At 63.8% G+C, this 21490-nt stretch carries 16 protein-coding genes; 5 read left to right on the forward strand and 11 right to left on the reverse strand.

What is annotated here, in order from left to right:
• Positions 1–34 precede the first annotated feature (34 nt).
• A complete protein-coding gene (locus ML539_RS05055) occupies positions 35–2578 on the forward strand; it encodes a two-component regulator propeller domain-containing protein (protein ID WP_243321256.1) in 2544 nt (847 codons plus the stop codon).
• 9 nt (positions 2579–2587) lie between these two features.
• Here ML539_RS05055 and dinB read toward each other — a convergent pair whose 3' ends face one another.
• The 3 genes from dinB to ML539_RS05070 all read right to left on the reverse strand — a co-directional run bounded on the left by dinB (position 2588) and on the right by ML539_RS05070 (position 5343).
• Positions 2588–3754: a DNA polymerase IV gene (gene dinB, locus ML539_RS05060; protein WP_243321259.1), complete on the reverse strand. Its 1167-nt coding sequence runs from the start codon at positions 3752–3754 to the stop codon at positions 2588–2590.
• A 45-nt stretch (positions 3755–3799) separates the two neighbouring features.
• Complete coding sequence (locus ML539_RS05065) at positions 3800–4225, reverse strand: nuclear transport factor 2 family protein (RefSeq protein WP_243321260.1); 426 nt, start codon at positions 4223–4225, stop codon at positions 3800–3802.
• A 131-nt stretch (positions 4226–4356) separates the two neighbouring features.
• Entirely contained in the window at positions 4357–5343 is a 987-nt protein-coding gene (locus ML539_RS05070) for an aldo/keto reductase (RefSeq protein ID WP_243321262.1), read from the reverse strand.
• 686 nt (positions 5344–6029) lie between these two features.
• Between ML539_RS05070 and ML539_RS05075 the strand changes: the two genes are divergently transcribed.
• Positions 6030–7646, forward strand: a complete 1617-nt coding sequence (locus ML539_RS05075; protein WP_243321263.1) for a site-specific integrase — start codon at positions 6030–6032, stop codon at positions 7644–7646.
• Between the two features lie 49 nt (positions 7647–7695).
• On the opposite strand, the gene ML539_RS05080 is transcribed toward ML539_RS05075, so the two are convergent.
• Positions 7696–8064 (reverse strand): DUF6876 family protein, encoded by a 369-nt coding sequence (locus ML539_RS05080; RefSeq protein ID WP_243321265.1) that lies wholly within the window; start codon positions 8062–8064, stop codon positions 7696–7698.
• 55 nt (positions 8065–8119) lie between these two features.
• Entirely contained in the window at positions 8120–8776 is a 657-nt protein-coding gene (locus ML539_RS05085; protein WP_243321267.1) for an SOS response-associated peptidase, read from the reverse strand.
• 174 nt (positions 8777–8950) lie between these two features.
• Between ML539_RS05085 and ML539_RS05090 the strand changes: the two genes are divergently transcribed.
• Positions 8951–10072, forward strand: coding sequence for a hypothetical protein (locus tag ML539_RS05090; RefSeq protein ID WP_243321269.1), 1122 nt, complete (start codon positions 8951–8953; stop codon positions 10070–10072).
• 3 nt (positions 10073–10075) lie between these two features.
• Positions 10076–12970, forward strand: coding sequence for a hypothetical protein (locus tag ML539_RS05095; protein WP_243321271.1), 2895 nt, complete (start codon positions 10076–10078; stop codon positions 12968–12970).
• Positions 12971–13188: 218 nt separating this feature from the next.
• On the opposite strand, the gene ML539_RS05100 is transcribed toward ML539_RS05095, so the two are convergent.
• The 6 genes from ML539_RS05100 to ML539_RS05125 all read right to left on the reverse strand — a co-directional run bounded on the left by ML539_RS05100 (position 13189) and on the right by ML539_RS05125 (position 18541).
• Positions 13189–13719 carry a hypothetical protein gene (locus tag ML539_RS05100; RefSeq protein ID WP_243321274.1) on the reverse strand — a complete coding sequence of 177 codons (531 nt, stop codon included), beginning with the start codon at positions 13717–13719 and terminating at the stop codon, positions 13189–13191.
• A gap of 16 nt (positions 13720–13735) precedes the next feature.
• Complete coding sequence (locus ML539_RS05105) at positions 13736–14776, reverse strand: AraC family transcriptional regulator (protein ID WP_243321275.1); 1041 nt, start codon at positions 14774–14776, stop codon at positions 13736–13738.
• A gap of 25 nt (positions 14777–14801) precedes the next feature.
• Positions 14802–15563: a glucose 1-dehydrogenase gene (locus tag ML539_RS05110; RefSeq protein ID WP_243321277.1), complete on the reverse strand. Its 762-nt coding sequence runs from the start codon at positions 15561–15563 to the stop codon at positions 14802–14804.
• A 415-nt stretch (positions 15564–15978) separates the two neighbouring features.
• Positions 15979–16200, reverse strand: coding sequence for a hypothetical protein (locus tag ML539_RS05115; protein WP_243321279.1), 222 nt, complete (start codon positions 16198–16200; stop codon positions 15979–15981).
• Between the two features lie 212 nt (positions 16201–16412).
• Positions 16413–17108: a hypothetical protein gene (locus ML539_RS05120; protein ID WP_243321281.1), complete on the reverse strand. Its 696-nt coding sequence runs from the start codon at positions 17106–17108 to the stop codon at positions 16413–16415.
• Positions 17109–17650: 542 nt separating this feature from the next.
• Positions 17651–18541 carry a hypothetical protein gene (locus ML539_RS05125; RefSeq protein ID WP_243321283.1) on the reverse strand — a complete coding sequence of 297 codons (891 nt, stop codon included), beginning with the start codon at positions 18539–18541 and terminating at the stop codon, positions 17651–17653.
• A gap of 540 nt (positions 18542–19081) precedes the next feature.
• Here ML539_RS05125 and ML539_RS05130 point away from each other — a divergent pair.
• Positions 19082–21442 (forward strand): DEAD/DEAH box helicase family protein, encoded by a 2361-nt coding sequence (locus ML539_RS05130; RefSeq protein ID WP_243321285.1) that lies wholly within the window; start codon positions 19082–19084, stop codon positions 21440–21442.
• Positions 21443–21490 lie beyond the last annotated feature (48 nt).

Below are 21490 nucleotides of genomic sequence, written 5' to 3' on the forward strand. Positions count from 1 at the left end.
GCTGCCGTTCAGTCGGATGGCAATGGGAGTGGACATGGCGTGGTTGCGGATCGTTCTGATGGTGGCCCTGGGGGCGCTCCATCTGTCCGCGGACGGCTGGCGCCGCCCCATTGCGGTGCTTGGCCCGGACCAGGGCCTGCCCTCCGGCGCCATCACCTGCCTGACCCAGGATTCGGACGGGTTCCTCTGGGTCGGGACTGAAAGCGCCCTCCTGCGCTACGAAGGTGGGCACTGCCGCCGGTGGGGCCGGGAAGACGGCCTTCCCTCCGGCTTCATCCACCGGGTGCTTCCGGCCTGGGGCGGTGGCGTCTGGGTGGCCACGCTCCGGGGCCTCGTGAGGGTCCGGGAAGGCCGCATCGAGACCATCACCCTCAATGGAGCCGGGCAGCCCTCGGTCGCGGTCGCCTTGGCCTTGGGCCAGGGCGGACGCCTGTGGGCCCTGACCCAGCAGGGGCTCTTCGTCGAGGAGGAAGGCCTCCGGTTCCACCAGCGGACCGGACGCCCAGAGGGACGGGTCTTCACCCTCGGCAGCGGGCCCAGTGGCACCGTGTACCTGGGGACGGAGGCCGGCCTCAAGGCCTTCCTGCCCGACGGCTCAGAGCGCGAGTGGGGGGCGGACCAAGGCCTTCCCGCCACGGGCGTCGCCATGGTGGTGGAGGACGGCGCTGGCCGCATCTGGGCAGGGTCGGGCCGGTCCCTGGCCATGAAGGCGCCCGGGGACCTCTGGTTCACGGACGAGTCCCGGCGCCTGGGGGCGAGCCTTTCCCCCAACAGCATTCCCTTCCTCGATCCGGACGGATCGGTATGGCTGCCGACCCAGGGCGGCGCCCTCCACGTGTCCGGGTCGGAGACCACGCTGCTGGATGCCTCGGGGGGACTGCCGTTCCGATGGGTCCGCACCGTCTTCCGGGATCGGGAGGGCACGCTGTGGATCCTCGGGACGGCGCTGGCCCGGCTGCAGGGCGGGGGGCGGGTCTGGAATCACAGCCTGGGTGCGGGGATCTCTGGCGAGGTGGTCTGGTCCATCGCGCGGGACGCCCGGGGCACCCTGCTGGCGGCCACGGACAACGGGGCCTTGCGGGTGGGGACGGCAGGCCTGACCCGAATCCCCGGCACGGAGGGCCACCGCATCAAGAGCCTTGCCATGGACCGTGCGGGCACCCTCTGGATGGTCAGCACCATCGGTCCTGCCCTCTGGCTCCACCCCGGCAGCCGCCAGGCGGAGACCGCGCCCCTGGGCGATCTTGGTTTCGCTGTGAACACCGTGATGACCGACACGCAGGGACGGACCTGGCTGGGGCATGGCCGGCAGGGGGTGCTCCGCTGGGACCCCATGGCGCGACAGCTCGTCCAGGAGGTCGGCCCAAGGGGGACCACCCCGCTCGGGGTCTTCCGCATCCGCGAGGACGGCCAGGGCCGCCTTTGGGCCGCCACCACGGCGGGCCTCTACCTCCGCGAAACCTCAGGAACCTGGAAGCTTTTCACCGAGGCAGATGGACTGAAGCCCTTCGGGCTCTATGGCCTGGCCTTCCTTCCGGACGGCAGCGCCTGGGTGCACTACCAGGAACCCCAGGGCCTCACCCGGATCCGCATCGACCAGGGGCGCCTGACGGTGCTAGAGCAGCGGGTCAAGGGGCAGGGCCTCCACTCCAACCTCCTCTACGCCGTGGAGGTGGATGCGCAGGGCCGGACCTGGGCCACCTCGGACCAGGGCCTGGACCGGGTGGATCCGCCGTTGCACATCGGCCGGCAGGAGGGCATGGTCAGCGAGGACTGCGCCATCCAGGCCCTTCTGGCCGAAGGCGGACACATCTGGGTGGGGACCGCCGCCGGCCTGGTGCGCTACGACGTCGGGCCGGATCAGCCGATGGTTCCGCCCACGGCGCACATCGTCCAGATCACCCATGGAACCCGGCAGGCCGAGCCGCCCTTCCTCGGACTCACCCCATTCCCTCGGAGTGAAGCGACGGTGACGTTCCGCGTGGCAGCGCCCACCTACCTCGACGAATCCCAGGTCCGGTTCCAGGTGCGCCTTCTTGGCCTGGAAGACGCCTGGCGGGAAGTGGATGGCAGCCAGGTGCGATACCCCGCTCTGCCAGGTGGCCAGTACCGTTTCGAAGTCCGGGCTGCCCAGGGCGATGGGGCCTTCGGACCTGTCGTGGGCCTCGACTTCCGCGTCCGGCCGCCTTGGTGGCGCACCTGGTGGGCCATGGGGCTGAGTGGATTGGCTTTCCTTGGTCTCGGCGTCCTTACCCTGCGACTGCGCGTGGCCTCCCTCGCCCGGGGGAAGGCCGAGCTGGAGGCCCTGGTGGCCAAGCGGACCATGGAACTCCAAGCCCGGAACGCCGAGCTCTCCTCGGCACTGAGCCAGGTGAAGCAGCTCTCGGGGCTGCTCCCCATCTGCGCCAGCTGCAAGAAGATCCGCGATGACACGGGATACTGGAACCAGCTGGAACACTACATCAGCGCCCACTCCGACGCCGATTTCACGCACGGCATCTGCCCCGATTGCGCCGATGCCCTGTACCCGGAGCGTCGCCAGACCAAGCGGCATGATGGGGACGAGCCCTCGGTGTGATGAGCGGGTTTATGACTCGAGCGCATCGAACAGCCCCGGCGTGGCCGGACGTTCCTGTTCCGGAGAGAGCGGCTGGCCAGGCTTGACCAGCGCGCCGGCGCGGATGCCCAGCAGCCTCAGCCTGCGGTCCAGGGTCACGCGCCGGAGGTTCCCACGGGCGGCTTCCAGCAGGGAGGCTGCATCCGCCACGGGACAGGGCAGGGCATGGTCCCGGGTGACGGTGGTGAAATCCTCGAAGCGCAGCTTGATGCCCACGTTCTGGGCCAGGTAGCCCTTGCGGTCCAGATCTCCCGCGAGCCGCTCGCAGAGGTCCCGCAGGATGCGGGAGAGCGCCTCCCGGTCCAGCCTGGGATGGAGGTCCCGCTCGAAGGTGGTCTCCCGGCTGATGGATTTGGGCTCCCGCTGGATCGCCAGGGGGCGGTCGTCCCGGCCGTTCGCCGCCTCGTGGAGCCAGGGCCCGTAGCTTCGCCCAAAGTGGTCCACCAGCCACGATGGTTCGGCCTTCGCGAGGTCGCCGATGGTGCGGATGCCGAGGCCCGCCAGCTTCGCGGTGGCCTTGGGGCCGATGCCGTTGACGGCGGAGCAGGGCAGGGGCCAGATGCGCGTGGGGATGTCGTCGTACCCGAGGAGGGTGATGCCGTCGGGCTTCTGGAATTCGGAGGCCAGCTTGGACAGCAGCTTGTTCGGCGTGATCCCGATGGAGCAGGTGAGACCGGTGGCCTGCCGCACGGCCGCCTTGAGGCGCTGGGCCAGCTCGAGCGGATCCCCGGGCACCTCCGTGAGGTCGATGTAGATCTCATCGATCCCGCGGTCCTCGATGAGGGGGGCAACCTCTGCCACCGCGGCCTTGAAGGCTCGGGAGGCCCGGGCATAGGCCTCGAAGTGCGCGGGCAGGAGGATCGCATCCGGCGCCAGCGCAGCCGCCTTCATGAGCCCCATCCCGCTGCGCACCCCGAAGGCCCGGGCCTCGTAGGTGGCGGTGGTGATCACGCCCCGGCCCGCGTACTCCTTCAGCCTGGGGAAGCGCCCCCCCGCGGCGGCCACGGACCGCCTCCCGCCCACCACCACGGGAAGGCCCCTCAGCTCAGGATGCTCGAGGAGCTCCACCGAGGCGAAGAAGGCGTCCATGTCCAGGTGGGCGATGCGTCTGGCGGCGGGAAGCCGGGTCTCAGGCATGCGATCCAGTTTGGCGGGATCGGCTCCGTTGGCCAAGGCGGCCCGTCAGTGCCTGGGTGTTGCCCCGCTCCGCCATTCCCAGAGCACGTTCGCGATGGCCCAGCCTTCATGATGGGCTGCCAGGTGGATGTAGGCCGTCCACGGGCCCAGGTCCAGCCGAGCACTCCCGCTGCGGCCCTGGATGTCCAGGATCTTCACGTCTCCTTCGGGGAACTGGCCCCTGACCGCCCTTCCGAGCACCGACTGGACGCCAATGAGCCGCTGGAGGGCCTCCCGGCTGGAAGCGGCCTCCATCCCCAGGATGTGCTTGGCCAGGGAGGGGTGGAGGCAGGCGTACATCGCCTCCGTGTTCCCCTCGAGCCAGGCCGCGGCCCACTGCTTGACCACGGAGGCGATGCCCTCTGTCCGCGGAGCAGGCCTGAGTGAAAGCGCCGCAGGGATGGGCGTGGAGTCCTCGGGCGCCTCGGTCATGCCCAAGGTCCCGACAAGCAGCAAGGATGATTTCAAAGCGCCCCGTGGCATGGTGTCCTCCGGTTGACGGAATAGACCCGCATCCCAACGATGAGGTTGAGTCCCATTTGGTTCCCGAAACCGATCCCGGGTCAGCCGTTCACGTGGGCCATGGTGGCTTCCGGGTAGCGCGGGCCGGCGGCCGCTCCTTTGGGCGCCACCGCCTCGATCTGGACCAGCTCCCCGGGCGTGAGGGCGATCTCCAGGGCCGCCAGATTTTCATCCAGGTGGCTGCGCCGGGTGGTGCCCGGGATGGGCACGATGTCCCTTCCCTGGGCCAGCACCCAGGCCAGAGCCAGCTGGGAGGCCTTCACGCCCTTCTGGTGCGCGAGCCCCTCGATCTTCGCCACCAGGTCCAGGTTCTTCTGGAAGTTATCCCCCTGAAAGCGGGGTGCGTTGCGGCGGTAGTCCCCTTCCGGGAGATCCTCCACCGTGCGGAAGCGAGCCGTGAGGAAGCCCCGGCCCAGCGGGCTGTAGGCCACGAAGGAGATACCCAGATCCCGCGTGGTGGGGAGGATCTCGTCCTCGGGATCCCGGGTCCAAAGGGAGTACTCGGTCTGAAGGGCGGTGATGGGGTGGACCGCGTGAGCGCGGCGGATGGTGGCTGGCGCGGCCTCCGACAGGCCGAGGAACCGAACCTTGCCGGCCTTCACGAGGTCAGCCATGGCTCCGACAGTCTCCTCGATGGGCACGGTGCGATCCACCCGGTGCTGGTAGTAGAGGTCGATGTGGTCCACGCCCAGGCGGCGCAGGGACGCGTCGCAGCAGGCGCGGACGTAGTCGGGCCGGCCGCTCACGCCGCGGAAGCTGCCGTCCTCGCCCCGCACATTGCCGAACTTGGTGGCCAGCACCACCTGATCCCGCCGATCCTTGATGGCCCGGCCCACCAGTTCCTCGTTCCTGAAGGGGCCGTACATGTCGGCGGTATCGAGGAAGTTGAGGCCGCAGTCCAGCGCGTGGTGGATGGTGGCCACGGATTCCGGCTCCGTGGCGCCCTTGTAGAACTCGCTCATGCCCATGCAGCCGAGGCCGAGGGCGGAGACGGTCAGATCGGAGCGGCCGAGGGTTCGGGTCTTCATGGGGACCTCCGGAGGGTGGGCGTGGATGAATGCAGGAGCCATTATCCGCCAAGAGGTAGGGGAGGGCTCGGGCAGGCAGACTCGAACTGGCGCGTGGCTGGCCACGCCCGCGGACGCTGCGCAGGCCCCACTGGGGCCTTGCTCGCTGCGGGCTACCTGGCCGCCACTGCTTCTCGGCAGTCCGAGTCTGCATTCTCTGCCGGGCGTACAGAAGAAGATCGGAGCCGCGGCTCCGATCTTCTTGTTGGTGGCTGACGTAAGACTTCGGGCCACGTCCGCGTGGCCCGAAGGAGGCAGACTCGAACTGGCGCGTGGCTGGCCACGCCCGCGGACGCTGCGCAGGCCCTACTGGGGCCTTGCTCGCTGCGGGCTACCTGGCCGCCACTGCTTCTCGGCAGTCCGAGTCTGCAGGCTGCGGTGGGCGTACGAAAACACCGGAGCCGATCGGCTCCGGTGTTCTTGGTGGTGGCTGGAGGCAGACTCGAACTGCCGACCTAGGGATTATGAGACCCTTTTGACCATTACCTTGGAATGGCTTAATAAGCCATTATAGTGAAGTGAGCACATGACTTAGCTGCGATTGTTGTTGACAAAGTCGAAATGAATGCCATCCTGAACCCCAGTAATTGCAATGCAGAAATAGTACCCCTAGGTAGTACCCCAATAGTGTGACGTTGGAGGATGTCATGACCGTACTGGCAGAGGCAGAATCCCGTGCCCCCAAGCAGCGGTATCCAATTTCCGATACGTTCCTCGACCGGAACATCGAAATCCCTACCAAGGATGAGAAGGCCAGATTCTATTTCGACGAGCAAATTCGGGGCTTCGGGGTGAAGGTGTATGCCAGCGGCACCATAGTGTTCGGTGTCAGGTTCAACCTTCCCGGGGGAAGGATGCGATGGGTTGTCATTGGAACCTATAAGGACGAGTACAAAACGAAGGCGGCACGTGAAGAGGCGATGGTCATCAAGCAGAACGTGGGGAAGGGGCTTCCCCCGCTCGCCCACCGCGTCAAACCAGAGTTGGCACTCGCGCGGTTGCAGGACCTCGCGGAGGCGTGGTTTAAGGAACTGGACCAACTCGTGCTGAGCGGAAACATGGCGGGGAACACGGTGAAGAAATATAAACGACAGTGGGCCCAAAATGTCCCCAAACCATTAAAAAACAAATATATATCAGAGCTGGACGTCACCGATTTTCAAGGACTCCTCCGCACTATCACCAATAGCCGGGCGCGGAAGAAACCTGCCAACAAACGGGATCCCAACAAACGAATTCACGCCAAGAAGCAACCCAGCGTGGCAAAGAAGGACCCTAAGAAGGATCGCCGCCCCATCGAGGCGAATCGAACGTTGGATATGCTTTCTTCAATGCTGGGCTGGGTCATGAGCCGGCCGGTGAACAAACGGATGGGGCTGACGGAAAACCATGTTCTTAGCGTTGTCATGAATCCGGAACAGACTGATCGGGGCGTCCATTTAACTGATGTAGAGCAAATCCGCCTGCTCCAATTCCTTAGTGACCCCATGAACCGCAAGTCTTTCTGGTGGGAGCAGGAGCGAAAGGCTCGCCGGTTGGCGAAGGCGCAGCGGCAAAAGCGCAAGGAACTCCGTCAGCCTGACTTTGTCCTTGAGGACATGATGGCCGACGCCCTCCTCCTTTGCTTCCTGACCGGTCTCCGTAGCTGGGAAGTGAAGGCGATGCGTTGGGACGCCATCAATGAAGATGAGGACCTTCTAAAGACCGCCAGAACGAAACAGGGCGCAAGAAAGACCACCCGGCTGCTTTACAAGGAAACCTTCCTGACGGATGACGCTCTGGAAGTCCTGAAACGGCAGCCGAGGACTTCAGAGTGGGTATTCCCCTCGCATGGACGAGGGAAGGCAAGCGCCTCCGGCCACATTTCGAATTTGCAGGATGCTTGGGAGCGGGTCCGAGCGCATCTTGATTTACCTAAGGTTCGAATTCACGACTTCCGTCACACGGAGGCCTGTGAACTGGCCCGCCCCGGGGGGCTCGGCGTCAAAGACCTCCAAGCTGCGATGGGTTGGGAATCTAGTCAAACAGCCTTGAGGTATCTACACGCCTACGAGGAAAACCTTAAGGAGTCGATCCGTGCCATTGCCGAAAAGCGGAAGGCCCGGTTGGCAAAGGCCCAAGCAACCAAGTTGGACACACCGAAGAAAAGCGGTGCAGCTTCTGATTCAACCGAATCAGTCTTGCCCATGAAGGATAAGAATCCTAAGCCCGTAGGGAGACTCACTAGGGGTACAAAAGTACCCCACTTGGGTCGCGCCCGTTAGTTGTCTCAATTAAGGCAGTGGGTGAATTGCATGAGGGAGACCTGGAGAACTAGTGCTCGGAGGGAAGGTAGACGACCCATTTATTCCCGCACAATTCCGACCATTCGATGAGCAGTTTGATTTCCGGTAAGGGGAATGTGCAGTAGTCGACAGGCTCGGTCACGCAAACCTTCCCCTCAGCGTCCGTAAGAGTGAGGGTCCATCGATTGCCGGACTTCCTGAGTTCAAGAACGGCCCAGGGCATCCTGAGCCTCAAAATGTAAGGCGGGATGGCATCAAGCAACCAACCACATTCCGCTGCATCGACAAGGTAATGGACACCTTCTGACATGAGAAAATTAGGGTTATGGCATTGGAAATACGAATCCGAACCGTGGAATGTCTCTAGCTTGGTCTGGATCTCTTCAGCAGGGAGCATGGGTCTTCCTTTGAATGATGCGATTGGCGTGAATGACCGGCTGTTCAGTTGTTGATCAATCTATCAAGAACTCACCTGGCCCGCGCGCCACGATATCCAGCCATTCCGATGGGCATGGCCTAAGGATTTCCTGGAGGTGGTACACCGGGGTCGCTGGATCAAGCCAAGCAGCCCATTCGGATTCAGGCAATATCGCCGGCATTCGATGGTGAGGCAACTCAGCGATCAGGTTGTTGGGCTCGGTAGTGATTACGGTGGCCGTGTCGTGGTGGAGGCCAGTCCCGGGATCCTTCCATGGGCCCCACAACCCTGCGAATACGAAGAGGTCGCTAGTCGTCGGGGTGATCGTGCACGGGGTCCCCTTCTTGGCGCCCCCGATCTTGGGCCACTCAAACCATGCATTGACGGCGATCAGGCATCGCTGGCTCTTGAACGGCTTGGAGTAGAGGCGGCCCGAAGCGATCTTGTCGGCACGGGCATTAAAGGTGAAGTATTCGGAGATGAAGGCCCGGCTGGTGGCGTTCGGGGGCAAGAACCCCCACATGTAGCTCTTGGCCAACCGGGCGCCGTTCACGAGGCGGACGCCGGGGATGGCGTTGGTCGGGGAGACGTTCGGGCTGGGCACGGCCCAGTCTTCGGTCGCCCCAGCGGCGCCGAGGTGCTTCAACACGAGGCCCTCAATGCCCTTCTTCACCCCCACGCGACCGCACATCCTCGCCTCCACCTACGCGCCCACCATCATGCCCCCGTCCTAGCTGGTGAGGGCGCTCGACCAAGGCAACGCCAACCAGCCGGAGCCGGAGATCTTCTCGAAGAAGAAGGGTAGCGTGTTCGCCAAAATTTCGCCATTCTTGGATCCCCCCACGGTGGGGTCTAAGGTCTGTCCATGTTGGCGGTGTGGGTTCCCGAGCTCCCGTTCCAGCTCGCGCGGCAGCGCGAGTCGGGGCTGATCGGGCGGCCCCTGGGGTTCCGGAATCCTGAGCAGGGTCGGACTCCACTGCTTTGGATGGTGGATCGCATTGCCAGAAAGGCCGGGTTGAAGCCAGGCATTCCCGTGGACATCGCCCTCCACCAGGATCCCGGCTTGGTTGTGCTCGATCCCATGCCCTCGACCTGGTTGGACGCCCGCGCCTGCTTAGGCCGGCATCTCCTGGCCTACAGTCCGCTGGGACGCCTTGGGCGCTTTGGCGAGGGGTTCGTGGACCTTCGGGGCACCGAGCGTCTTCATGGGCCGGCGCTCGATGCCGCTGAGCGGCTCCGGTCCGATCTGCTGAAGGGGGCAGGGTGGAGTGCCCACGGCGGGCTTAGCCAGAGCTTCTCCGCTTCCCGGTTGGCGGCGAAAACCGAGGATCAGGTGCGGATGATCGAAGCCGGCCAGGAAGCATCATTTCTGGCCCCTTATCCCCTCGGGGCTCTGTCCGCACTGGAAGTCCGGTCGCGGGATCGGCTCCAGCATTTCGGGCTTCACCGCGTCGCCCAGGTTCAGCCCATGGCGGTCCAGGAACTCGGTCGGATCATCCCAGCACCTGAGGCATTTCAGGTGCTTCGTCAGGCCCGAGGCGAGGACCAGGACCGCCTTCCTCCGCTGGAAACCGTTCAGGCGTCCGAAACCTTCCGGAAGGTCATCATGCCTCCCGCTCACAAGCACGACCTGGGATTGGCCTCCTGGGTCTGGGAGGCGGCGTGGGCGTGGCGCCTGGATGGCCGCTTCGTTCATCGCCTCCGCCTGTCCTGGTGGGACGTCGATGATCTCCACCACGTGTTGCCGTTCGGCCTCAGCGGCGAGGACCTGTGGGCGTCCTGCCGGGATCTCGAACTTCAGTTCATCGCCGAGGCCACCCGGCGGGTGCTCATCCAGCGCCTAGAGCTGGAAGCGTGGTTGGGTCAGACGCCCGGCACCCCGCTCCTGCTCGCCGAGGACCACGTCCAGAAGAGGCTGGCGCTCGAAGCAACTGCCCTTCGACTCCACCGTCGCTTCGGCCAGCAGGCCCTCCGGAAGGGGGCGTAGGTCATGGCGCTCGCCCTCGGCGTCTCCGCCTACTCCCTCATGGAGGGGGTCTACCTCCCCGAGGACCTGGGGAAGCTCGCGCTCCGCCTCGGCTACACCGACCTCGCCTTGGTGGACCGTGGGCTCCACGGCCTGCCCCGGATGCGCGAGGCCGCCGACAAGCTCGGCCTCCGGCTCCACGTCGGCTGTCGCCTGCCGCTGGGTGATGGTGAGGTCTACGTTCTCCCGCTGGACGGCGAGGGCTACACCGGGATGAACAAGGCCCTGACGGACAAGGCCCACGGGCGGTCCTGGGTGTGGCCTGGGAGCTGCGTGCTCCTAGCTGACAGGTGGGGCGTCGCGTTGCAGCTCCGCGATGAAGCCCCGGCCACCGGACTGGTCGCCATCCTCATCGGGGCCGGTGGCTGGCAGGTCGCCCAGCGGGCCCGCGCCGAGGGCATCGCCGTGGCGGGCCCCCAGGTGCTGCGGTTCCTGAAGTCGGAGGGGTTGGCCATTCACAAGGTGAAGCGGGCGATCGCGATGAACGCGATGCTCCAGGATCTGAAGCCCAAGGACTACTGGGAGCCGCGCCTGGGCGCCAAGACCTGCACCACATGGGAACAGGGACTATCCGAGGAGGTGAACGAGGGGACTCGGCGCCTCGAAGCACAGCTATCGGGGTGGACCTTGCCATGGGGGAAGTGGGTGCTGCCGAACCCCCCGCATCTTGGCCCCGGCGAAGACTTGGCCGAGCGGCTGTGGGCCGAAGCCCGCGAGGGAATCCGACGCCGCTACGGTGCGGTCTCTGACCCGAAGGTCCACCGTCGCCTGGAGAAGGAGATGGACCTGATCCTGCGGAAGGGCTTCGGTGGCTACTTCCTGGTCATGCAGGCCATCACGCGGAACGCCTCTCGTACATGCGGGAGAGGGAGCGGAGCCGCCTCGCTTCTCAGCTACCTGCTGGGGATCACGAACGTGGACCCCGTCGGGGCCAACTTGATGTTCGAGCGGTTCCTGAACGAGGACCGGGAGGACCCACCCGATCTTGACGTGGACTTCGCATGGGACGAGCGGGACGACGTGCTCAAGTGGGTGTTCGAGACGTTCGGGCGCGACCACGTCGCCATGGTCGCGAACCACAACATGTTCCAGCCCCGGGCAGCCATCCGCGAGGTCGCCAAGCTCCACTGCCGACCCGAGAGCGAGATCGCCAGGATGTCGAAGCGGCTGCGGACCTGGGGCTGGGAGGACGAGGCCGGGCTGTCCGTGAAGCTCGGTCGGACGACCCGCACCGACGCCCCGATGCCCGAGCCCTGGCCGGACATCATCCAGATGGCCACCCGCCTCGTCGGCCAGCCTCACCTCCTGTCGGTCCACCCCGGCGGCACCGTCATCACTCCCGGCCCCCTGTGGGAGCACGCGCCCAGCCAGCCCGCCCCGGCGAAGGACGGCGTCTCGATCCTCCAGTGGGAGAAGGACGGCGTGGAGTCCTACGGGCTGGTGAAGCTGGACCTCCTGGGCAACCGGTCCCTCGCGGTCGTCCGCGACGGCCTCGCGGTCCTGGAGGCCCGGGGCGAGGCCCCTGAACGCCGCACGTGGTTCCCCGAACAGGACGAAGTCACCCAGGACCTCATGGCCCGGGGGGACACCATCGGCGTCTTCTACGTGGAGAGCCCGGCCAGTCGGATCCTTCAACAGCGCGTAGGTAGAGGCGACTACGAGCATCTGACCATCCACAGCTCGCTGATCAGGCCCGCCGCGAACCGCTGGGTGGACGCCTACGTCTCCCGCACCAAGGGCGAGCCCTACGAGCCCATCCACCCCTCGCTGGACGATCTCCTGAGCGAGAGCTACGGCGTCCTCGTCTACCAGGAGGACGTGATGCGGGTGGCCCAAGGCATGGCCGGGTTCACCTACAAGCAGGCTGACAAGCTGAGGAAGGCCCTTGGGAAGAAGGACCACGCCGCCCGGGTCCCCGACTACAAGGCCGCTTTCATGGAGGGGTGCCGGAGCAACGGGATCCCCGAAAAGGGAGCCGAGGAGGTCTGGTCGATGATCGAGACCTTCACGGGGTACTCGTTCTGCAAGCCGCACTCCGCCAGCTACGCCCGGGTGAGCTACGAGAGCGGCTGGATCAAGGCGCATCACCCCGCGCCGTTCTACGCCGCCGTCATCAACAACCAGGGCGGGTTCTACCCTGCCATCGCCTACCTGGGGGACGCCCGGCGCCACGGGGTGAAGGTCCTGGGCCCGGACGTGAACGAGAGCGACGGCGGGTATGCCCCGGACGGCGACCACCTCCTCCGTGTCGGACTCTCCTTCATCAAAGGCTTACCCAAGGCTGACCTCGAACGGCTGTTGGATGCCAGGCGGGAGGGCGGTGTCTTCCATGACCCCCAGGACCTCCAGGTCCGGGCCAAGACCTCGGCCAAGGCCATGGAACTGATGGCCAGGGCAGGGGCCTTCGACCGGTGGGCACCCGATGGAGATCGCACCCGCCTTCTCTGGGACAGCGTGGGCGGCCTGCCCAAGGGGGTCGCGCCGAGGCCCACCGGCCTGGTGCAGAGGGCCAACCAGGAGATGGATCTGCTGGGTATCACACTTGAGCTACACCCGGCGGCGCTCACCCGGGGGCTCCGCCCTGGGGAGGACTACCCCCACCGCGCCGGGCAGGTTGCCCACCGGATCGGGTATGAGAGCCGCTTCTGGGCGCTCGTCGTGGCCGAGAAGCTCGTGCTCACCAAGGACGACCTCCCGATGCAGTTCGTGACCCTGGAGGACGAAACCGGACTCGTCGAGGCCGTCGTTTTCCCCGACGCCTTTCGCCGTCGGGGCCAGGGATTTACGGTTGGGGAAGTTGTCCCTGCTCGAGGTGTGGGGGATCTTCAGGACGGGGTGGTGATCCTGCAGTGGTCGTGATCACGCCCTCGGGTCCCGTTGCATTGCCCAGATTGACTGTGCTGATCCGAGAAGCAAAGTCGTTCAAGACTCGCTGCGCTCCAGTTCGGGTGATGGACCGTCCAGGTGCTTCCGTGGACAGCGAGGCGACTAGAGTTACAGGAAGGGACACGGGTCTCGTATACCAGATCCTCAAGGTCATTATTCCGGTAACAGTCGCTCGCACCACTCCTGTGAATTCAACTCTGGGCTGCGCTTGAACCATGCCATACCTGCTGAAGGTAGGCCCGAGCCCTGGCTTCCGAGTAGTGGTCGATGGTCAGTTGGGCTGCGGCGATCAGCAGCACACCGACGGCACTCCCCATCACCCACCCACGTGAGATCCAGGCCGCAGCAGCCAGGGCGATCGCCCCCAGCACCACGGAGGCATACCGGTAGGCCGGGTATTTCGAGATGACCACCCCGATGCGATCGGATTCCCGGGCGGCCACCCCTTCAGTGGCACCGGACCGCAGCTCCTCCAGCAGGACGGCCTGGAGCGCCCGGTCCCGCAGCAGGAGCGAGGTGGCCGCGCTCGAGAAGAGCAACACCCCGGCCAGGACGGCGAGCCCGAAGCCGCGGGCGAAGCCATCCCTGAAGTGAATGAACAGCCCCGCGGCCAGGATCAGCATCGCGAGCGAACCGGCGAGGATGGCCAGCATCTCGCCCTTCTCCCCGTCGAAATACCGTTGGATGGCCTGGGACAACTGGAGGACCCTCGCGTCGTTCATCGTTCCACTCCTTTCATCAATGGCCCGGTGACGGCCCCAGGCGGTCGTGCTCGACCCGCGATCTGCGGGATCTCCAGATGGCGGGCGTCGTCCCCTCCCAGTGCCGAAAGGCGCGGTAGAAGGATGGCGCGTCCTCGTAGCCGAGGAGGTAGACGATCTCCTTCAGGTCCAGCGTGGGATCCCCCAGGTATTCCTGGGCCAGCTCCCGGCGGGCCTGGGAGAGCAGGTCCCGGAAGGTGCTCCCCTCCTCCGTGATGCGCCTCTGCAGCGTCCGCCCGCTCATGCCCAGCTCCTTCGCCACGGCTTCGATCTCCGGTCTTCCGGCGGACAGGAACTGGCGCAGGAGCCTCCTGACCTGTTCGGAAGCCGTCGCCTTGGGCGAAGGGACCTTCGAGGCCAGCTCCAGTTGCGGCGTGAGCATCTCCACCAGTTCCGCGTTGTAGGAGGCGAAGGGGAGGTCCAGATCCTCCCGGCGGAAGACGAGGCGGTTTCCCGTGGACCGGAAGCGCACGGGGCATCCGTAGAACTCGCGCTGCGCCTCGGACTTACCACCGTCTCGCTTCAGCTCCACGCGAACGGGCCGCAACTCCGTCCGGGTTCCCTTCCGCGCCAGCTCGACGAGGGAGCTGAAAGTGGCATCCACCAGAAGCCCGGGGACCTCGCGATCCGCGTGGACCCACTCCGGCTCGACCACGCAGGTGTCGCCATCCTCGGTGACATGGAGCAGTTCCGGCGCGCACAGGTGCTTGAACCGGGCCACGCGGGCCAGGGCGTCCCGGAGGTCGCGGGCGTGGTAGGCCGCGATGAGGGAGGGCGGAAGCTGCGAAGGGTCGATGCCCGTGACGAGCTTGATCCCGGCGGCGGGATCGGCCGTGAGCTGGCCGATGGCCTGCCAAAGACCGAAGAACTGCTCCGTGGTGAGGGCACTCCCCTTGGCCACCAGGGCCGCGGGCAGCCGGGCCTGGCGGAGCGCCTCCGCCGGGCGGATGCCCAAGGCCGTCAGCCCGATCCAGGTGGCCTGCGGGATCTTGACCTGGTCTGCACTCTGGATGGCCATGGGGAACCTCCCGCAGATCGGACGTCTACTTGGCCTGGAAGCCGCCGTCGATGTTCATGATGTGGCCGGTCACGAAGGAAGCCTCGTCGGAAAGCAGCCAGCAGATGGCGCGGGCGACCTCCTCGGGCCTGCCCATCCGCTGCATGGGGTGAATGGCCGCGATGGCAGATGTGTCGTAAACCCCGAGGGCGATGGAGGCGTCGATGATGTCGGTGTGGATGGCGCCGGGGGCGACGGCGTTGATACGGACGTTCTGGGTGGCGTGGTCGAGCGCGGCGCTCTTGGTCAAGCCAACGACGGCGTGCTTGGTGGCGGCATAGGTGCCGGTCCAGGGAATCCCGTTGAGCCCGGCGATGGAGGCCAGGTTCACGATGGAGCCGTGCCCCTGTGCGAGCATCTGCCGGATCTCGAGCTTCATGCAGTGGTAAAGCCCGAGCACGTTCGTCTCCAGCATCGCCCGGAAGGCATGGGTGTCGGAATCCGCCAGGGTCTTGGACTCCGTGTTGATGCCCGCATTGTTCACGGCCATGTCCAGGCGTCCATGCCGGGACACGATGTCGGAGAACATGCTAGCGACCGCTTCCTCGTCGCCCACGTCGTTCTGGACGAAGAAGGCGTCGCCGCCACTCCCGGCAGCCGCCGCCCGGATCTCGGCCACGGCCTCCTCTCCGACGTCGCTGCGGCGTCCGCTGATGTAGACGATGGCGCCCTTGGCGGCAAGGATCTTGGCGGTCTCCTTGCCGATTCCGGTGGCGCCGCCGGTGATGAGGGCTACGGGCTGGGTCATGCTGGCCTCCTGGGTGAGTGGGCGGGTGTCGCCCCATGGACCCAAGCGTAAGGAGAATACGCCTTCGAGGCTTTATCCCAAGGCGCCAGCGTTATTGCAAAGTGCGCCAAACTCATTCCTTTGACCCAGAATACAAGGTTCCCAACAAGGGCCTCAATCCAGGCCATGTGAGGTTCTCTCCTTGGGCCACTGGGTTGATCGGTCTGGTATGAGATCGACTACATCAGAAGCTCCCATTGGACTTACGTTTACATTTGGGGACATCTGCCTGACAGGGAAGAGTCCGGCCACTTGCGCGACTAGGCTTTCAGGTATTGCAAAAATCGATGTTATGACTGTCTTGTGGTCGGGGCGAAATGATTTGAGCCTTCGATCCTTGGCTCCCAAAGTCTTACTTGCTCACTTCCTTCCTCTTTCAATGGATGGTCTTCCAGGCTTCGTTGCTGGATATCGGGACAAGCTTGTTTCGATAGGCCGTCACCACATCGCCGGTGCCCAGGCCGTGCGGCTGCTTCAGGAACTGGCGGTTCAGGTCCCGGCGAAGCGTAGTGTGCCGCTCCAGGATCTGGCCCAACAGGTTCAGCCCCGCGCCCGACAGCAGGTCCAGCTTCTCCGATTTCACGAACTTGATCCGCATCTGCTTTCACCCCGCGGGTGAAACCGGCCACTCGGAATCAGGATGCCGCAAACCCGCGCCAGGTCTCAGTCTTCGCTATGGTGGGAGCGGAATGCTTCACGGACTCAGGTAACAACCAACTGGCGATTGTTGAAGCGGCGTCGGGGCGGTCCCGCCTAGGTGCATGTACCAGCCCATATTGCTCCCAGGGCCCTGATTGCACGTTGCCCGACTCATTCGATCCATTGGTCCTCGACCGCCAGGGAAATGTAACCGTCGCGGGTAAGGACCAGGAAATCCGTGGCCGTCAGCTTGAAGAATGCTCCTGCCATGCGAAGGTCGTCGGCAGCCCGCTGGAAATTGCAGCCCGTCAGGGAGATCGGCTCTGGGGACCACACGACCAGGGCGAACGCCGCCACGTTGGCGGTCAGAGCCAGACGCACCGCATGCTGGGCATCGATCGAGATTGTTTTTGGGTGACCTTCAAAGAGGATCCGGTCCAGAACTCGGCGACTTCCCTCGGTCCAGCCCATCACCAGGACCTTGGCGGTGTCCCAGCCCGTTTGGATTGCACGCAGGCGGATCTCGTCGGCGAGCTGCTTTCGAGTCGAAAGGTCACCAGTTTGGTAGTGGTGGTTCAGAAGCTTCGCTGCAAGGGTGGGAAGGGCGTGGATCCTGGCGACCTCAACTTCTTCCAGCCCCAGAGCTTCAAGGTCCGCCGGCGTCGAAGAAAGGAAACGGCCCAACCCACCCGTGATGCGAAGAAATTCCACGGCACGATCCAAGGGGTTCTCGTGAAGCATGGGCGCCAGCAGCATTGCTTCGCGCCAGGTGCGAACATCAACGCCGGCATCCGCGGCGCGCAAGTTGTCCGGGTTGACGACCTCATCTTCAACGATGATCGGACGACGTTCTGCTTCAGGTTTCATATCACCTCCTCAACCCCACCATGGGGAGCACCCAAGGCGAGCCCGGCTGGCGGCTGGCCGAATGGAAACTCCTCCTGGCAAATTCGTGCTCCGCGGACCCGCAGGCCGTGAGGCCGATTGCCGGGTAGACGGGGCGAATTTTCGGGAGGCGTGACCAGCCGGGTGAAGCGGGATCCGCCGTGGTTGGGGAAGGGGGAGGGGCTACGATGCGCGGTGAACGCATCCACCAGGAAAATGTCCGACTACTCGGCTCATCCGGTTGCGACCATCTTCCGGGACTCACCAAAGGATCAATAACGGGTTGCCTACCCCTGGGAGCTTGAGGCGGTCCGAAAAACCAGTAGGATTGCGCCAGCAATCCTCCCTAGGCATGGAATTCACTCCTCTGATTGCATTCCATTCCATTCCATTCCATTCCCAACCGTCACAAGGATCATTGGTTTCGCCAATTCCAGATGAATGAAACCTTTATATTAATATGACATTAATATCGTTTAAAATACCTAAAATGGTGCAATAGATGTGTCAAATCAATCAGGCTGTTAATACCAGAACCATTCAAAATAACCTAAACTATCAGGAAGAATGATTGGATCCTTAAGTCCTTCATCAACAATTCGAATCGCAAGTGATCGTCGCCAAGACATATCCCGTCCAAACATCCTGATCCCGACGCCGGTTTCCCAATTCCCTTTGGGAAGCTTGTGTCGTGCACTCGACCAACCTTGCTTGTTATTTGCCAAAACCATTGTAAACCCACCTACCCTGGATCCATCCCCGATTGTACGAATATTCTTTACTCCGAATAAATATAAATGATTAAGAACTATAAAGTTCGAATCAATGTACATTAATGATGGCATTTCTAAGAATCGTAAGCCATGAACACACCAACCCGATCCAATGGAACGAACGGTGCCGGGGCTTCGTTCCCCAACCTTTAGGTCCACGCTGCTTACCAGGTTGGCAACTGAACTATGAGGCGGTAATTCAATTTGAACAGTATCGATCGGACCCCTTAGGAGGCTTATTTCGTCAAGGATGATCATTGGAAATTTTGTGGCATCTGGAAAACAGTAATTATACGCATCGAGGGTTGCACGTCTGAACCCATCACTCAGATTCAATGCACACAGCGGCATGGAAATGGGATGAATTTCGGCTGCGGAAATGACCCGTAACCATGAGATCAACCAGTTGATTGGATCGTCTGCCCCCATGATTGCAAGGAAGGCTCCATCGAGAATCAGGAATCGGCCCGGGCCGGGATGCTGCCTCCCAAGCAGCTTGAAGATTTCGCTCCAAGTACCTGTAGCCGAGGGTGAAAGCATTTTCATGAACTGGGTCAAGAAGGCTTCAATCCCTTCCCGCGTTTCGGTTGCCCCGGTTGCCACCAGGGTGATTGCCATCCCAATAACAGGGGAAATGTCCATGGGGATCCTTCTGTGCTGAACCGCTGCACATCACATGGTCTCCCAAAAATTTGAAATGCCTGTTTTTTCTGTTTAATCTCGTTTTTTACCATGAATTCAATTCACTTGGTTGTGATTGAATAATAACTGGTTAATGCAAAATTTCATTGCTTGAGCCCCCCTTTTCCGGTCTAAGGCAGACCCATCATTCCTCTGGATCACCTGACCCACTAATCACACCAACACCTGGTCCGCGGTTGCTTTCCCGTTCACTTGGATTCCCGCGGTCGGGACCTGGAATTCGACTGGAGACCTCGCCCGAGATTCATTGAGCCCTCCCCTCAAAGAGGTAATAGGCCAGGCGTTGAGCAGCATCTACGCTGTGAACGAATCGGAAGCGTATCTGAATTTTGCATTTCGTTTCCCTCGTTCACCCTGCAGTTGCATGAAATCCATGATTCGAATTGGGATGCGGCCGCCACCCCCCGACAGGTAGACTCTTTTGAACCCGCCACCATGGTCGTTTATCTGGATCCACGACCTTGCCATCCATTGCTGCCCATGGACAACTTCCAACTCACGGAATCCGACATCTGCGATCAGTTCATCACCCCGGCCATCCTGACGGCCGGGTGGGATGGGGCGACGCAGGTTCGCCGAGAAGTCACCTACACCGCGGGCCGTATTTGGGTCCAGGGCCGCATGGCCAGCCGGGGCAAGAAGCGGAAGCGGGCGGACTATGTGCTGTCCTACCGGGCGGGCATTCCCCTGGCGGTGGTTGAGGCGAAGGACGCCAGCCACACCGTCGGGGCAGGCATGCAACAGGCCTTGGCCTACGCCGAGGACATGGATGCCCCCTTCGCCATCAGCAGCAACGGTAACGGCTTCCTGATCCACGATCGCACCGGGGCAGGGGATTCCGTCGAACGGGAAGTCGCCATGAGCGCGTTCCCGACCCCGGACGAGCTGTGGCGACGCTACTGCGCATGGAAGGGGCTCGACGACGACGGGGCCAAGCTGGCGACCACCCAGCCCTACCTGGACGCCGATGGCAAGGAGCTTCGCTACTTCCAGCGGGTGGCCGTGCAGCGGGCCATCGAGGCCATTGCCCGGGGCCAGCGCAGGCTACTTCTGGTCATGGCCACGGGCACCGGGAAGACCCTCACCGCCTTCCATTTGATCTGGCGCCTGTGGAAGAGCGGCCAGGCCAAGCGGATCCTCTTCCTGGTGGATCGGGACGCCATCCTGGGGCAGACCTACCGGAACGACTTCGCCCCTTTCGGCAAGGCCATGACCCGCATCACCAACCGGCAGGTGGACACCTCTTACGAAATCTACCTGGCGCTCTACCAGTCCGTCACCGGCACGGAAGAAGCCCAGAACATCTACCGGCAGTTCAGCCCAGGCTTCTTCGATCTGGTGGTGGTGGACGAGTGCCACCGCGGCAGCGCCCGTGCCGACAGCGCCTGGCGGGAGATCCTGGACTACTTCAATGGGGCGGTTCACCTTGGCCTGACGGCCACTCCGAAGGAAACCAAGGACGTCTCCACCCAGACCTACTTTGGGGATCCTCTCTACACCTACTCCTTGCGTCAGGGCATCGAAGACGGATTCCTGGCGCCCTACAAGGTGGTCCGGGTTGGGCTGGACCGGGACCTGCTGGGCTGGCGCCCCATGGCGGGCCAGCGGGACGACGAGGGGAAGCTCATCGAGGATCGGGAATTCAACCAGGCCGACATGGACCGCGACCTGATCCTCACCCAGCGTGCGATGACCGTGGCCCGCCGGGTCATGGAATACCTGAAGGGCGTGGATCCCTACGGCAAGACCATCGTGTTCTGTGAGGACATCGCCCACGCCGAGCGCATGCGCAGCGCCTTCGTGAACCTGATCCCGGAGTTCCTGCCGGAGGAACGGGGCCACGAGGCCCGCTTTGTGGTCCGGATGACCGGCGACAGCCCCGAAGGGACGGATCGGCTGGACGACTTCATGCACGGGGAGAAGCGATACCCCGTCATCGCCACCACCTCCAAGCTGCTCACCACCGGCGTGGACACCAAGCCCTGCAAGCTCATTGTCCTGGACCAGTTCATCCAGTCCTCCATCGAGTTCAAGCAGATCGTGGGCCGCGGCAGCCGCATCCTGGAGGACGCCGGCAAGCTCTGGTTCACCATTCTGGATTTCCGGGGCGCCACCCGGCAGTTCGCCGATCCCGAGTTCGATGGGTTGCCCGAAGTGGTCTACGAACCCCCGGACGGCGGCGATGTGGTGCCGCCGGATGACATTGAAGGCCCGGAGGGCGAATACCCCGGCGGTCCCGAAGGTCCGGAGGGTCCTGGGGAGCCGGTGGACCCTCGGGTGGTCTACCGCGTCAGCAATGTCACGGTGAAGGTCATCGCCGAGCGGGTGCAGTATCTGGGCCCCGACGGGCGGCTGATCACCGAATCCCTGAAGGATTACACCCGCGCCAGCGTCAGGAAGCAGTTCGCCAGCCTAGATGCCTTCCTGGGGCGGTGGTCTGAGGCCGACCGGAAGGACACCATCCTCCAGGAGCTGCGCGAGCAGGGGATCCTGCTGGAGGATCTCCAGGAGCAGGTGGGCAAGGACCTGGATCCCTTCGATCTCATCTGCCATGTCGTCTACGACCGCCCCCCTCTGACCCGGAAGGAACGGGCCGACCAGGTCCGGAAGCGGGATGTCTTCACGAAGTACGGCCCCCAGGCTCAGGCGGTCCTGAACGCCCTCCTGGACAAGTACGCCGATTCCGGGATCGAGTCCGTGGAGGACGGCCAGATCCTTCGCCTGAAGCCCCTCAGCGACCTGGGCACCCCCGTGGAGCTGGTGCGCGCCTTTGGCGGCAAACCCCAGTTCGACCAGGCCCTGCGGGACCTTGAAACCGCCCTCTACACTCCGGCCGGCTGATTCGACGTCCAGTGTCCATTCCCACCGGCTAGGCTCACCTGGCCTGCA

The organism is Geothrix sp. SG200, assembly GCF_022808935.1.
GTDB classification, from domain to species: Bacteria; Acidobacteriota; Holophagae; order Holophagales; family Holophagaceae; genus Geothrix; species Geothrix alkalitolerans.

Excerpts from the sequence above, each read along its gene's own strand:
- ML539_RS05055 (WP_243321256.1), top strand. The coding sequence starts at position 35 with ATGGCGTGGTTGCGGATCGTTCTGATGGTGGCCCTGGGGGCGCTCCAT.
- dinB (WP_243321259.1), bottom strand. The coding sequence starts at position 3,754 with ATGCCTGAGACCCGGCTTCCCGCCGCCAGACGCATCGCCCACCTGGAC.
- ML539_RS05065 (WP_243321260.1), bottom strand. The coding sequence starts at position 4,225 with ATGACCGAGGCGCCCGAGGACTCCACGCCCATCCCTGCGGCGCTTTCA.
- ML539_RS05070 (WP_243321262.1), bottom strand. The coding sequence starts at position 5,343 with ATGAAGACCCGAACCCTCGGCCGCTCCGATCTGACCGTCTCCGCCCTC.
- ML539_RS05075 (WP_243321263.1), top strand. The coding sequence starts at position 6,030 with ATGACCGTACTGGCAGAGGCAGAATCCCGTGCCCCCAAGCAGCGGTAT.
- ML539_RS05080 (WP_243321265.1), bottom strand. The coding sequence starts at position 8,064 with ATGCTCCCTGCTGAAGAGATCCAGACCAAGCTAGAGACATTCCACGGT.
- ML539_RS05085 (WP_243321267.1), bottom strand. The coding sequence starts at position 8,776 with ATGTGCGGTCGCGTGGGGGTGAAGAAGGGCATTGAGGGCCTCGTGTTG.
- ML539_RS05090 (WP_243321269.1), top strand. The coding sequence starts at position 8,951 with ATGTTGGCGGTGTGGGTTCCCGAGCTCCCGTTCCAGCTCGCGCGGCAG.
- ML539_RS05095 (WP_243321271.1), top strand. The coding sequence starts at position 10,076 with ATGGCGCTCGCCCTCGGCGTCTCCGCCTACTCCCTCATGGAGGGGGTC.
- ML539_RS05100 (WP_243321274.1), bottom strand. The coding sequence starts at position 13,719 with ATGAACGACGCGAGGGTCCTCCAGTTGTCCCAGGCCATCCAACGGTAT.
- ML539_RS05105 (WP_243321275.1), bottom strand. The coding sequence starts at position 14,776 with ATGGCCATCCAGAGTGCAGACCAGGTCAAGATCCCGCAGGCCACCTGG.
- ML539_RS05110 (WP_243321277.1), bottom strand. The coding sequence starts at position 15,563 with ATGACCCAGCCCGTAGCCCTCATCACCGGCGGCGCCACCGGAATCGGC.
- ML539_RS05115 (WP_243321279.1), bottom strand. The coding sequence starts at position 16,200 with ATGCGGATCAAGTTCGTGAAATCGGAGAAGCTGGACCTGCTGTCGGGC.
- ML539_RS05120 (WP_243321281.1), bottom strand. The coding sequence starts at position 17,108 with ATGAAACCTGAAGCAGAACGTCGTCCGATCATCGTTGAAGATGAGGTC.
- ML539_RS05125 (WP_243321283.1), bottom strand. The coding sequence starts at position 18,541 with ATGGACATTTCCCCTGTTATTGGGATGGCAATCACCCTGGTGGCAACC.
- ML539_RS05130 (WP_243321285.1), top strand. The coding sequence starts at position 19,082 with ATGGACAACTTCCAACTCACGGAATCCGACATCTGCGATCAGTTCATC.